Origin of the sequence: Methylomusa anaerophila, assembly GCF_003966895.1 — a bacterium.
GTDB lineage: Bacteria > Bacillota > Negativicutes > Sporomusales > Sporomusaceae > Methylomusa > Methylomusa anaerophila.
This window is the reverse complement of the sequence record NZ_AP018449.1, coordinates 3,836,104-3,849,681: the sequence shown is the minus strand read 5'-3', so window position 1 is coordinate 3,849,681 and position 13,578 is coordinate 3,836,104. Positions and strand designations below refer to the sequence as shown.

Genomic DNA, 13,578 nt, shown 5'->3' with positions numbered 1-13,578 from the left:
AAACCCGTTTTCAAGCCATGAGGCAATAAAAGCGGGTTTATCTACAGTCTACGACCTCAACTGCGATTGGGGTGTTAGACTCAGTTACAAATATGGATCATGTTTTTCCTGTATTGTAAGTAAAGGGCTTTGAGTTCATCAATTTTGTCGGTCATTTCTATCTGCAGTTTGGAAGCAGTATCGAAGTCCCCCGTGGATATAGCGTCTCTGATTTGAGTGAAAATACTCTTTTGGGCAACGCTGTCTTTGGCCAAGTATACTCTGAGAGAGTTGATTTTTTCCCAATTATGAAGATCCAAATCAGTTGCTTCCGTATCATGGAGACGACATGCATCGGTAACAATTGACAGATTCTCAGGAATAATGCGGTTTAATAGCTCGGTTTTCCAGCGGATCAAAGCACCGGCCACAAAAGCTTCTACCAGTTCAGGCCGCAATACATTGCCGGCAGTAATGACTTTTACTTTTTCCGGATATTTTTTTAGATTATTCATGTTTTCCCAAACAGTTGCCGGCGGCTTGCTAAACAGGCGGTCCCTTGTTTCAGCCGTATAATCCTCAAATACGTCATGCTCACTGCGATAAGCGCGGTCTTTTTCAAGATAGAAGCCTGCTGTTCCAGCATCTTTGGACAGTTCAGCGTCAAGTTCCTCAACGGACTTGCCAGCTTCAATGCAAGCCTTAATTCCATCGAACATACTTAAGTAAATTGTTGTCAAAGCAATATAAGTATTGGTATAAGGATTGGGGGCGCGAACTTCGAAACGGGTGGCAAGAGGACTAGCGACATCACGAACCAGACCGGCGAGAATGGTGCGGTTGCGGGAAGGAACTGCCGGATCGTGACCAAGAGAAGTTACGATGCATACCGGCGCTTCAAAGCCGGGTTTCAACCGGTTGAGAGAGTCATTGGTGGAAGAAATGAACGGATTCACAACCTCGTAGTTTTTGAGGAGGCCCATGATTGCTCCATAACCAATCGCACTCAGAAAATACTTGGACATATCGGCAGGCGAGAACAGGTTAATAATTTTACCTGATTTTAGTTTTGCCGCAATGCCAACGTGAGTATGTTCCCCGTTGCCGGCAATACCAATAATTGGTTTAGCCTTAAAGGTTACGTCCAGTCCATTCGACCGGAAAGCCTCTTTTATAATGATACGGGCTTGAAGTTCATTATCGGCAGCTTGAATAGCATTGGCGAATTTCCAGTCGATTTCAAGCTGTTCCATAACATGGCTGAGATGACCGGCTTCATCAATTTTAGCTTTTACACCGCCAACTTCCTTATGCCCCATCTCCGGTTCAAGGCCGTACTTTGCCAGCATTAAAATCGCCTGTTCCATCGCCGTGCGTACATTGCCGCGGGTACGCTGCCAGTACTGTTCCTGCATAACCTGAGAAGCGGAAAGTTCTTCAACTTCGGCTTTGTTGGCCGGAGTTTTAACCCAGAATTCAAGCTCAGTCGCCGAAGTAAAGACCACATCTTCAATTTCATCAGCACTGACATGCTCTATACCGGCAATTTTGGTATTCCTTTTAAACAGTGAAAGAAGTTCAGATTTTATATATTCCAGGCTTTGAGCCAGTATGGAACGGGAATCAACACGGACACCGTTATGAACCAAGAAAGACGGAATGCGGAGAGTGCCGACCGGTTTACCGGTCTCTTCATCGGTCAATTCGTAGTTATAGTCAACAGGCCAATTAACATTTGGATCAGCTATCATGTCAACCTTGGCATTGTTCAATGTGGCAACGCCTGTTAACACGACGGAAGATCCATCAGTCTGCACTGCACTGCCGGCGAAAAAATCATCAACATTTTTTAAAAATAATTGAATGGGTATTTTTTCGTCAGTGTCATTACCCGCCAAATCAATACCAACAAGAGAGACAAATTTTATCTCGGGATGATTCTTCAGGAGATTAACCAGATCTTCTTTGCCATACTTGCCGGCCGGGATCACGTACAACAAATCTTTCACCATATTTTCCACCTCGTTATATTTATCATGTTGCCCTATTTGACGACCAAAGACAGAATGCCGGATCCAGCTATTAAAGACAAAGCTAATATTTATGTGTTTTGGACGCTATTGAGGGACACGATTATAATATATTCCTTGTAGAATGTATTTATCCTTCTTCACCAGCATAAGATATGGTTAAAAAATCTATTTTACGGCAATTGGTCATAAAAAAGAAAGCGTTAGACGAAACTAACGCTTTCTCTGTATTTTTGAAGTATTTTTTTAAATGTCAAAATAAAGTTTGTACTCTATGGGATGCGGACGTAGGCGTACTGCATCGACTTCATTGGCGTATTTGTACGAAATCCAGGTTTCCAGAAGGTCTTGTGTAAATACTCCGCCTTCCAATAAGAAGGCATGGTCGTCTTCCAATGCTTTAAGCGCCCCTTCCAGGGAGCCGGGTACGCTCTTAACTTTAGCTTTTTCTTCCGGTGACAATTCGTAGATATTGACTTGCAACGGCCCGAACCCGGCTGCAACCGGATCGATTTTATTTTTGATTCCGTCAATACCGGCCATAAGCATCGCTGCAAAGGCCAAATAGGGATTGCAAGAAGGATCGGGCGGGCGGAATTCAATACGTTTTGCCTTGGGATTGTTGGAATACATGGGAATCCTGATAGCGGCACTGCGGTTACGGGCGGAGAAGGCAATGTTAACCGGTGCTTCATAACCTGGTACCAGCCGCTTGTAAGAATTAGTGGTCGGTGAGGAAATAGCCAGAAGCGCGGAAGCATGTGTTAAAAGACCGCCAATGTAATATAAAGCAGTTTGGCTGAGTTGAGCATAGTTGTTAGAGTCGAAAAACAATGGACTGCCGTTGCCCCAAAGACTCTGATGCACATGCATACCGCTGCCGTTATCGCCGAACAACGGTTTCGGCATGAAGGTAGCTACTTTTCCATGAAGTTTGGCTACATTTCTGACCACATATTTAAACAGCATTAGTTTGTCACCCATAGTAGTTAGAGTGTCAAACCGCATATCAATTTCGCCTTGGCCAGCGGTAGCAACTTCGTGATGATGGGCTTCTACCTGTATGCCTAAGCTTTCTAAAACTGCGGACATTTCCGACCGGATGTCATGGGTGGCATCTGCCGGGGGAACAGGCAAATATCCTTCTTTATTCCGAATCTTGTAGCCAAGATTGGGATTTTCACTTTTGCCGGTGTTCCAAATCGCTTCTTCGGAATCTACGGCATAATAAGCTGTATTTTGGGTAGCGTCATAGCGTACATCATCAAACAGGAAGAATTCAGCTTCCGGACCCCAGTAGCTGGTATCGGCAATACCGGATTTTTTCAAATAGGCTTCCGCCTTTTGTGCTATGTAACGAGCGTCGCGGCTATAGCTAACTTTATCAGGGGATACAACATTACAGATTAAGCTCAAAGTGGGGAGTTTCATGAAAGGATCAATAATTGCGGTACCCGGATCAGGAATCAGCAACATATCACTTTCTTCAATACCCTGAAAACCGCGGATACTGGAACCGTCAAAACCTGTACCCTCAGTAAAAACCGATTCATCAAATTCACTGATAGGAACTGTTTTGTGCTGCCAAACACCGGGAAGGTCAATAAACTTATAATCTACGAACTGGGCCCCTTTGGTTTTGGCAAGTGCTAATACTTCTTGCACAGTCATACTCATCATCCTTTACCTCCTGCTTCTGATTGTAAAAATTGTAAATATATAAAAAAAGACACCGACAAGTGTTTCGGTTTTAAACCCAAACATCTCAACGGCGCCATTGCCTGACCACGGTATGAAAACATCACCTTACCATATGATGTAATTATAACACAAAACTTAGGTTTGTCTATATAGTTTCTAGATAGTTTTTAAAAATAGTCTTCTTAATATTGCGGATGAGTAGTCAATAAGCCGAGTTCTGTTCCGTTTTTTCCACGGAGATGATCATTTATCTTGGCCGACAGTTGCCTGGCGGCTCTAGCGACACAACCCGGAAGGATCAGCGGGCAGCTTCATCCCTTCCCTATTCGGTCTTGCTCCGGGTGGGGTTTACCTAGCCAGCCAGTCACCTGACTGCTGGTGCGCTCTTACCGCACCGTTCCATCCTTGCCTGGCTTCCCAGGCGGTTTACATTTCTGTGGCACTATCCCTAAGGTCACCCTCGCTGGACGTTATCCAGCACCCTGCCCTATGGAGCTCGGACTTTCCTCGTATGCCTCAGCATCCGCGATCATCTTTCGTACTCATTCGCCTTATTATTAAGAACTATATATTATCATAAACTAAACCGGAATTCAAGCTATATTGTTGCTTTAAAGTGAAAAGTTCATTTTACTCGTACTTGCCGTCCTAACATTTTGTGATACTGCCATTCCCCTTTGTTGTTCTTTTCCAGCTCATCAAATTGATTCAATACAGCATTTAGTTCGTCGGCATAGTGAACAATCAGGCTTTCTTTCGTTACGCAGCCAACCGGTGATCCCTTATCCATGGATCCGTGATGAGACAGAAGGATATGCATAAGGTTCAAGGCATCCTGCCTGGGAAAGTCCTGAACTTTAGTCATGACCTTTTCAACCATTAAGGCGCCTAAGGTTAAATGTCCGATATAACGCCCAACCTCTGTATATTCAAAACCAACATCCGGGGAAAGTTCTCTTATTTTACCGATATCATGGAGCAAGGCGCCGGCTACAACAAAATCAGGCTCAACCCCTGGACACTCCCTTGCCATCGCCTGTGCCAATCTGGCTACATCCACGGAGTGTTCCAATAATCCACCGGTATAAGCATGATGGTAACTCATAGCTGCCGGACTCTTCACAAACTTTTTATATGTATCTCCCGAAAAAAGACTTGTCAAGAGTCCTTTCAGATGCGGTTTGCTTATGCCGGCAATGAGCTCTTGGAGTAATTGTTTATAGAAGTCGATATCTTTCGTTGTGCTTGGAATTAAATGAGATAAGTCTTCGTCTTCCGTCGGCAGTTCAAGCCTTTCCACAACAACCTGCCGGGCGCCGTCACCGCCATAACGATCTGCCTGAACTGTTCCATGTACAACCACAACTTGGCTGCTCAACTCTTTTAAAAACTCGACAACTTCCTGATTAAAGGTGATAAAATTTAGTGTGCCGCTTTTATCACTCAAGCTGCCTCTGGCGAACATTCCTCCACTAGCGGCGACACCGGATTTTTGCAGTCTTAAAAAACTCACGTGCCTAATTTGGTCACCAACACGAAACTCGTGCAACATGTCTCTTTTCTCCCATATCAAAAATATTTTTCTATATATTCGCGGGAGCATCACTTTATTCCTGCTGTGATGAAGCTTTTTGTATCTACCACATCTGCCAGTCCTTGAAAACCGGCTGATAACCTTGCGCATATAGCATGTCCGTCATTTCTTCCACACTGCGTTCATCCGCTATTTCGAACTGGCCGGTTGTCTTGTTTGGCGAATGACCACCGACAGCCGTGGAAGAACCGGCTGACATTTTCGTCACACCCAACGGCAATAATTTGTCCCGCAGATAAGCGCTTTCTCTTGTCGACAAAGTTATCCCGCACCTGGGCAAGAACAACCGGAAAGCCAAAAGATATTGAACAAGATTCTTATCGCTGACTATCACCCGCGGCTTAAATCCTCCTGTGTGCGGACGCATGCGAGGCGGTGACATGCTTACCTCCACGTCCAAATACTTTCGGCGCAAATAGTCGGCATGTATTCCGGTGATAAATGCCTCTTGACGCCAGTTGTTCAGACCCAGCAGGGCGCCAATATTTACCGTACGTATTCCGGCTTGACACGCTCGCTCGGGACAATCGAGACGATACCGGAAATCTCTTTTCGGTCCGGCTTTATGAAGGTCTAAGTATATCTCTTGATCATATACCTCCTGATAAATGGTAAGTCCGTCAACTCCGGCGGCTATTAATTCGGCGTATTCATCCTTCTCTAATGGGTAAATCTCGATACTGATCGAGGTAAAATACTGCTTCAATATTTCGACACAGTCTTTGATGTAAGAAACGGACGAATGAATGCGGGATTCGCCTGTCAACAGCAATATGTGTTTTAACCCGGTAGCAGCAATTTGTTTTGCCTCTAGAGTAACTTCCTCAAGGGACAATTTTTTTCTCGCAATTTTATTGGCAGTTTGAAACCCGCAATATACACAGTGATTTACACAATAGTTGGCAAGATACAATGGTGTATAGAGCAAAATGGTTTTGCCGAAGTTTTGTACTGTTTCCCGGTGAGCCCGCTGGGCCATGGCCTCAAGCTGGTGTTCAGCCGCAGGAGACAATAGGGCCAGATAGTCTATAACCGATAAGCGTTTTTTATCTAATATTTGTAAAATTGTACCTTCCTTGACCTGGTCAAAAAACTCATAAAAATTAAAGCCATCATACTTTTCAAGTTCTCTATAGACACTCACATTGCTCACCTCCTGCCGAACTACTCATGTAAAAAACCTGTCAACGGCGAGGACGCACTGGCATAGTCCCGTACGGTACCAGGTCCCGCTAAATACGCTAGTCGACCAGCCTCCACAGCTAACCCAAAAGCTTTCGCCATGGCTATGGGATCATCGGCTGTCGCAACCGCAGTGTTTACAAGTACTGCCGCCGCTCCCATCTCCATAGCTTCCGCCGCTTCCGATGGGCGTCCGATTCCTGCATCCACAATAATTGGCACAGATATCTCTTCGATTAGAATGCCAATGAGCTCTTTCATCTTTAACCCGCGGTTTGTTCCGATTGGGGCTCCTAAAGGCATTACTGCCGCCGCGCCGGCTTCAACCAGTTTTTTAGCTGCCATTAGATCAGGACACATATAGGGCAAAACGACGAATCCTTCCGCCGCCAAAACTTCTGTCGCTTTGATGGTTTCCATATTATCCGGCAGCAGATACCTATGATCTGAAACAACTTCAATTTTAATCCAATCACCACAACCAGCCGCTCTTGCTAACTGAGCAATACGGATTGCTTCCCCGGCATTTCTTGCACCGGATGTATTAGGCATGAGTATGCAATCTTGCGGAATATAGGAAACAATGTTCTCTTCTGGTTGATCAGGGTTTACCCGTCTAAGCGCTACCGTTATCACTTGCGAACCGGAAGACCTGACAACTTCCGGTATTAATTTATTTGACGCAAACTTGCCTGTCCCTAGGAACAAACGACTTGTCAAATTTTTACCGCCAATTGCAAATGTATCAGACATAATTTAACCCCCTCCTATAAAGGCCACAATCTCCAAACAATCAGTATTTTTTAAGATGATATTGGGCCACTCTTCTTTTTTGACGATTGTTCCGTTATACTCCACAACGATAACAGCAGGCTTCAACCCTTTCTCTTGGATAAGTGCAGCCAAAGTTGTTCCGTTGGCCACTATTTCTTCTTTTCCGTTGATTGTCAGCGTCATAGTCAGCCTCCGTTCCATTCAATTATGACAAGGCAAAAAAGCGTACCCGCTCAGCAGGCACGCTAATATCTCAAATTAACGCCTTTCCTACGCGGGCATTATCCCGTTCAGGTCTAGAGGTCAGGAACTCTTTAGTTCCACTCTCAGCCCATAACATGAGCTCCCTCGGCCGACATATTAATTGTTTCTATGTCCTCTATTTTATATTATATTTGACAAGGCGTCAAACAATTTGTGAATTATCTGTGAATTATCGGGCAGTCAGTATATAGACAATACATTATTGCTAATTGTATTGAAAATAATTTCCACATCCCAGTTGGCTTGCCGCGCACATTGACGCAAATAATTTGTAATGCCAGGTATTACAAGGTTTTCCGTGGGAAAATGTCCGGCGTCAATTATGGCTAGATCATTAGCTACTGCTTCTTGGGCTTCATGATACTTGACGTCACCGGTCACCAGCACATCCGCCCCGGCGGCAGCGGCGCTTGGTATCAAGGCCGCGCCGCTGCCGCCGCATACAGCAACTTGCGTAATATTTTTATCCGCGTCACCGGCTATAACGACATAGGGAATACCTAGTGCCTGTTTCACATCATCAGCAAATTTACGGAGTGAAACAGGCGCTGCAATGCGTCCTATTCGTCCCAATCCATGAATAGCGCCGGCATTTAATAATGGATATTCATCATAAGCTACCTCTTCATAGGGATGGGCTTTGATCATGGCGCTGATCACAGTGTGGCTGAGCTTTTCCGGTATAATAGTCTCTAATCGATATTCATCCGCATATTCAAGCTGTCCCTGTTTACCAAGATAAGGATTGGTTCCTGCCAAAGGGAAAAAAGTACCTGTTCCAGACGTTTGAAATGTGCAATGGCTGTAATTGCCGATATGACCCGCTCCGGCCATGGTCATGGCCGAACGTACTTCTTCTACATGGCTTTTGGGTACAAAAACCACCAGCTTACGTAATTTATCGGCTGTCGTGATTTTCAGTGGTTTTGTATCTCTAAGGCCCAGCTTATCAGCCAGCACATCATTTACACCACCATCCGCTATATCCAAATTGGTATGGGCCGCAAAAACAGCAATATCTGCTTGCAAAATTTTGCTCAGTATACGCCCTGCTGGCTGATCGGTTCGTACTTTCGTAATACCTTTAAACAGGAAAGGATGATGGGCTATGATCATATGTATTCCGGAAGTGATTGCCTGATCGGTTATAGCCTCATCCACATCCAGCGTCACTAAAATTTTACTGACTTCCTGGTTTGGTTTGCCTATAATCAGACCGACATTATCCCATGCTTCCGCCAACTGCGCGGGCGCAAGCTTTTCCATTGCATCTATCACAGCTTGACACATTACAGGCATATGAGTTTTTCCTCCAATGCTTTCATTTTGGCTATAAGTTCCTGATATTTAGGTGAAGCCGCGGCTGCGGGACTGCCGCTCATTGCAATTATAATTTCTTTATAATGTATCAATATCTCGGCTATTAACTGTTTTAATAGCGGATGTTTACTATTCCACAGTACTGGCCCAATTTCATAGAAAATAGGGTCTAATGGCTGAGTCTCTCCCTGCTCCGTTACAATAATCTGATAAGTTTTCCCTTCATCTTCTGCCAAAGTTTCATCAGTAATCCGCCACCTGTTTTCAGTAAGCCAACGTCTGACGGGAGCAGCAGCAATCATTGGCTGAAGAATCATACGGGTGACAGTTCCGGTGACATCCGGTCGGCTGGTAAGTATATTTATAATATTGGCTCCACCCATGCCGGCAATTACAATTGCGTCAACTTCTCCCGGCTTAATTACATTAAGCCCGTCTCCCTGTCTAACGGAAATAAATTTTTCCAGCCCGGCGTCTTGAACTGCCTTTTGAGCTGAAAGATAAGGTCCTTGGTGGAGATCACCCGCTATTGCATAAGAAATGATATTATGCCGGACCAAATAGATTGGAAGATAAGCATGATCGGTACCAATGTCACCCAGTCGGCTGCCTTGGGGAACCTTAGAAGCAATGGCGGCGAGACGTTTTCCGAGTTTCACTTGAGCTCCTCCTACATGATGTCCCAACCATAGTATTTCTCGAACTAGGGTAAAAATCCTTTTTGTGGAAACCCCCCCCCTGCCTATTCATTCACAAACGTAAAAAAACCTACGAAGACTGCTCGTAGGTTTTTGCAAAATTTGGTGGGCGATGACAGGATCGAACTGCCGACATCCTGCTTGTAAGGCAGGCGCTCTCCCGGCTGAGCTAATCGCCCGTTTCGATTTTCGACATCTGACGTTCGACTTTCGTCACACCTAGCCGAAAACTATTTATCCAGGCTCGTCACTTCTGCCCTTTCGAACATCGCGCATCGAACCTCGAATATCGAATATGGTGACCCGTAAGGGAATCGAACCCTTGATACCGCCGTGAAAGGGCGGTGTCTTAACCGCTTGACCAACGGGCCATAACAGTAGGCGGTCATCAGGCAGCAGGCGTCGGGAACGAAATTATTTAAGTTTATCTCTCTTATCTACTACCTATGACTAAAAATACTTATTTAATTGTCGGATTTCAATCATTTGGAGACAACGAAACACTCCCGCTGCCTGACACCCGATGACCGATGACCAAATTGGTGGGCCCACCTGGGATCGAACCAGGGACCAGCCGGTTATGAGCCGGCTGCTCTACCGCTGAGCTATAGGCCCTAGAGGCGTAACTATTCACCTTTAAGTTGGGAACTGCTTATAAACCGCCATCTGCGTCGTTACTCTTGCGGTCCTCACTACAACGTACCACCCAGTACGTCTTCGTTCCGGTCCTCATCGTGCCTAGCATCTGACAATTTCTAAGCAGTTCGAGGCATTTGATAACCTTAGCAGTTACCTAGAGAGATATTAAAACAGGTTTTCCGAAGAAAGCCTGTTTTACAAACTTATAAACTGGCTCCTCGAGTAGGACTCGAACCTACAACAACTCGGTTAACAGCCGAGTGCTCTACCATTGAGCTATCGAGGAATGACGCCAACGAAAATTATTATATCTCATGGTCATCTTTACGTCAAGTTTTTTTAATAATTAAATAGAACTTCGGACATCCCTATTCCAGAAAATCTTTGAGTTTTTTACTGCGACTAGGATGTCTAAGCTTTCTTAGTGCTTTCGCTTCAATTTGCCGAATACGTTCGCGTGTTACCCCGAAATGCTGTCCAACTTCCTCCAATGTACGGGCACGACCGTCATCCAGACCAAATCGCAATCTGAGAACCTTCTCCTCACGGGGTGTCAAAGTTTCCAGCACTTCTTCCAGTTGTTCTTTTAATAGCATAAAGGAAGCAGCCTCGGCCGGCGCCGGCGCATCCTGATCTTCAATGAAGTCTCCCAGATGAGAGTCTTCTTCTTCGCCAATGGGTGTTTCTAACGAAACCGGTTCCTGGGCAATCTTCATAATTTCACGAACCCGTTCCACGCTGACATCCATTGCTCTTGCAATTTCCTCCGGTATCGGGTCACGTCCCAATTCCTGGAGAAGCTGACGTGAAACACGAATTAATTTATTTATTGTTTCAACCATATGAACAGGAATTCGTATGGTACGCGCCTGATCGGCAATCGCCCGGGTAATTGCCTGACGTATCCACCAGGTAGCATAGGTACTAAATTTGTATCCCTTGTTGTAGTCAAATTTTTCTACCGCTTTGATAAGACCTAAGTTTCCTTCCTGAATTAAATCTAAAAACAGCATACCTCGACCCACATATCGCTTAGCAATACTTACAACCAGTCTAAGGTTGGCTTCCGCCAGCCGGCGCTTTGCTTCATCGTCGCCCTGTTCCATACGCTTAGCCAATTTAATCTCTTCATCAGCCGTCAAGAGTGGAACGCGGCCAATCTCTTTAAGATACATGCGAACAGGGTCGTCAATACTGATACCTTCTGGAATGGTGAGATCAATATCTACCTCTTCGGCCGTAACTTCGATCTCAGAAATATCCGGACCGTCTATCATCTCCACATCGGGCACTTCATCAACAATCTCAATGCCTTTATTAGTGAAAATCTCATACATATCGTCAATTTCATCCGGTGATAAATCTTCGCTCTGCATTGTATCCATGATCTCGGCATATGTCAACACACCGCCACGTTTTTTGCCTTTATGCAGCAATTCGTCAACATGCTCATTGGACAAAGTTTTTTTATCGGCCATATTTCTCCCCCCTTCCCTTGGCAAGACCGGAAAATGTGGATACTGATAAGTTAAAGTTGATGTAACTTGCTAATCTCATTTTTGATTCGCTGACTCTCTGCTAATTCCTGCAGAAAGTTGCTATCCCCCATACGTTCTAATTCATCGGCCGTCAAACGGTGTTGTTCATATAAAGCAGTTAAATGCGCCAAGCGAATAGCTCTTATACAACCGTCAACAAATTGGGCAATATCATGGAATTCTATATCCATTAACATAATATGAGAAAGCTCGGTTGCTGCTTTTTCGCTTAGATTATTTGCACCATTATATAATATAGCCGGTGTAATATTTTTTTCCATATTATACGCGTTAAATATAAAATTAATTATTTCTATTCGCTCACTGCCATGTACTTCTTCACTTTTCAATTGCGTGGCAACGTAAGGAATAAGCGAAGGTTCGTCAAACATTAAGCGAATAATCTGGCGTTCAGCTTTGGTTCTTGCCGGGATAGGTTTCTGAGATGAAAACGCAATATTTATATTTTTCCCGTTTTTTACATTATTATCCTTTTTGCTTTGAATAATGTACTTTCGTATTTCGGCTCTAAACGCACCCTCGTCAACCCCTATTAGTTGTGAAAGCCGAGATATATGAGCTTCGGTTTCCACCTGATTTCTAGTTACAGCCAATATAGGAACAAGCTTCGCAACAGCGGCAATTTTACTTTCGATACTTGAAAAATCCGTATTGGCTAAAGCCTGACTAATTTGATATTCAACTAGCGGCAGAGAGTCCTGTATCAAAAGCTTATATGCTTCACTGCCGTATTTTCGCAAAAATTCATCAGGGTCTTTGCCGTCAGGAATCTGCACAACTCTAATCTTAGCTCCCAAAGCACGCACTACTTCCAACGCTCTTAAGGTTGCGTTCTGACCGGCGCTGTCGCTGTCATATGAAAACACCATTTCCACATTGCATTTAAGGATCTGTCTTGCCTGCTCGGGAGTAAAAGCGGTTCCCAAGGAGGCTACTACATTTTTTATCCCCATACAGTGTGCGGTAATGGCATCCATGTAACCTTCCACAACAATTGCCTGACCAGAGCCGCGGATATTCTCATAAGCTATATCAAATCCATATAAAACGTGGCGTTTATTAAAAATTAAGGTTTCCGGAGAATTTAAATACTTAGGCTGGCTATTATCAATCACCCGGCCACCAAAGCCGATGACCCTTCCCCTTGCATCACAGATCGGAAATATAATACGGTTCCGGAAGCGGTCGTATACTCCTCGGCCGGACTGTCGGGAAACTGCTAATCCCGATTTAAGTAAAACGTCCAGGGAAATACCGCGCTCCAAAAATGCTAGGGAAAGCTTATCCCACTGAGGGGGAGCAAAGCCTATTTTATAAGTCTCGATTGTTTGATCAGCAACACCTCGTGCTGCCAAATACTCCCGAGCGGTTTTACCCAAATTGGTTTTAGTCAAACACGAAAAAAAGAAATCTCTGGCTAATTCGGTAGCCTGATATATTTTGTTAATTTCCTGATCCCTTATTTTTTCCCGTTCAGATTTCTCTTTTGCCGGCAAGGAAACATTCATTTTATTGGCTAATAACTTCACCGCATCCAAAAAACCAATGTTTTCGATTTTCATCAAGAAATTGTAGACATTACCGCCGGTTTGGCATCCAAAACAGTAAAAAAATCCTTTATCAGGAGTAACAGAGAATGATGGTGTTTTTTCATGATGAAATGGGCAACATCCCCAATAATTCTTACCTCGTTTTTTTAAGGGTACGTAATCGGAGATTATACCAACAATGTCGCTTGTCTCACGCAACTGTTCAATAAAATCTTCGAATACTAAGTCTTTCATAGTTTTCACCTAGCATATTTTTCGCCATTTATTTTCATAATCCTGCTAAATAAC

General features: G+C 44.3%; 10 protein-coding genes, 4 tRNA genes, 1 other RNA gene and 1 riboswitch. All 15 genes read right to left on the bottom strand.

Annotation, left to right across the window (positions count from 1 at the left end):
* Positions 1 to 80 precede the first annotated feature (80 nt).
* The 15 genes from MAMMFC1_RS17365 to dnaG all read right to left on the bottom strand — a co-directional run bounded on the left by MAMMFC1_RS17365 (position 81) and on the right by dnaG (position 13,524).
* Positions 81 to 1,991: a type I glutamate--ammonia ligase gene (locus MAMMFC1_RS17365; RefSeq protein WP_126309730.1), complete on the bottom strand. Its 1,911-nt coding sequence runs from the start codon at positions 1,989 to 1,991 to the stop codon at positions 81 to 83.
* Between the two features lie 264 nt (positions 1,992 to 2,255).
* The gene (glnA, locus tag MAMMFC1_RS17360) at positions 2,256 to 3,686 is read right to left on the bottom strand and encodes a type I glutamate--ammonia ligase (RefSeq protein ID WP_126310704.1); all 1,431 of its coding nucleotides are present in this window, start codon (positions 3,684 to 3,686) and stop codon (positions 2,256 to 2,258) included.
* 215 nt (positions 3,687 to 3,901) lie between these two features.
* Positions 3,902 to 4,255, bottom strand: an RNA gene (gene rnpB, locus MAMMFC1_RS17355) — RNase P RNA component class A.
* 80 nt (positions 4,256 to 4,335) lie between these two features.
* Positions 4,336 to 5,262 carry a 3'-5' exoribonuclease YhaM family protein gene (locus MAMMFC1_RS17350; RefSeq protein ID WP_158618806.1) on the bottom strand — a complete coding sequence of 309 codons (927 nt, stop codon included), beginning with the start codon at positions 5,260 to 5,262 and terminating at the stop codon, positions 4,336 to 4,338.
* A gap of 85 nt (positions 5,263 to 5,347) precedes the next feature.
* The gene (thiH, locus tag MAMMFC1_RS17345; protein WP_126309728.1) at positions 5,348 to 6,448 is read right to left on the bottom strand and encodes a 2-iminoacetate synthase ThiH; all 1,101 of its coding nucleotides are present in this window, start codon (positions 6,446 to 6,448) and stop codon (positions 5,348 to 5,350) included.
* Between the two features lie 20 nt (positions 6,449 to 6,468).
* Positions 6,469 to 7,239 (bottom strand): thiazole synthase, encoded by a 771-nt coding sequence (locus MAMMFC1_RS17340; protein ID WP_126309727.1) that lies wholly within the window; start codon positions 7,237 to 7,239, stop codon positions 6,469 to 6,471.
* Between the two features lie 3 nt (positions 7,240 to 7,242).
* Positions 7,243 to 7,443 carry a sulfur carrier protein ThiS gene (gene thiS, locus MAMMFC1_RS17335; RefSeq protein ID WP_126309726.1) on the bottom strand — a complete coding sequence of 67 codons (201 nt, stop codon included), beginning with the start codon at positions 7,441 to 7,443 and terminating at the stop codon, positions 7,243 to 7,245.
* Positions 7,444 to 7,510: 67 nt separating this feature from the next.
* Positions 7,511 to 7,620, bottom strand: a riboswitch (TPP riboswitch).
* Between the two features lie 84 nt (positions 7,621 to 7,704).
* Positions 7,705 to 8,823, bottom strand: coding sequence for a Nif3-like dinuclear metal center hexameric protein (locus MAMMFC1_RS17330; protein WP_126309725.1), 1,119 nt, complete (start codon positions 8,821 to 8,823; stop codon positions 7,705 to 7,707).
* Positions 8,814 to 9,503, bottom strand: coding sequence for a tRNA (adenine(22)-N(1))-methyltransferase (locus MAMMFC1_RS17325; RefSeq protein WP_126309724.1), 690 nt, complete (start codon positions 9,501 to 9,503; stop codon positions 8,814 to 8,816). Before MAMMFC1_RS17325 ends, MAMMFC1_RS17330 begins: the two co-directional genes overlap by 10 nt.
* 142 nt (positions 9,504 to 9,645) lie before the next feature.
* A tRNA-Val gene (locus MAMMFC1_RS17320) sits at positions 9,646 to 9,721 on the bottom strand.
* A gap of 117 nt (positions 9,722 to 9,838) precedes the next feature.
* Positions 9,839 to 9,913: transfer RNA gene (locus tag MAMMFC1_RS17315), tRNA-Glu, on the bottom strand.
* A gap of 169 nt (positions 9,914 to 10,082) precedes the next feature.
* Positions 10,083 to 10,157, bottom strand: a tRNA-Ile gene (locus tag MAMMFC1_RS17310).
* Positions 10,158 to 10,392: 235 nt separating this feature from the next.
* Positions 10,393 to 10,467, bottom strand: a tRNA-Asn gene (locus MAMMFC1_RS17305).
* Between the two features lie 82 nt (positions 10,468 to 10,549).
* Positions 10,550 to 11,659: an RNA polymerase sigma factor RpoD gene (gene rpoD, locus MAMMFC1_RS17300; RefSeq protein WP_126309723.1), complete on the bottom strand. Its 1,110-nt coding sequence runs from the start codon at positions 11,657 to 11,659 to the stop codon at positions 10,550 to 10,552.
* A 50-nt stretch (positions 11,660 to 11,709) separates the two neighbouring features.
* Positions 11,710 to 13,524, bottom strand: coding sequence for a DNA primase (dnaG, locus tag MAMMFC1_RS17295; protein WP_126309722.1), 1,815 nt, complete (start codon positions 13,522 to 13,524; stop codon positions 11,710 to 11,712).
* Positions 13,525 to 13,578: the final 54 nt, after the last annotated feature.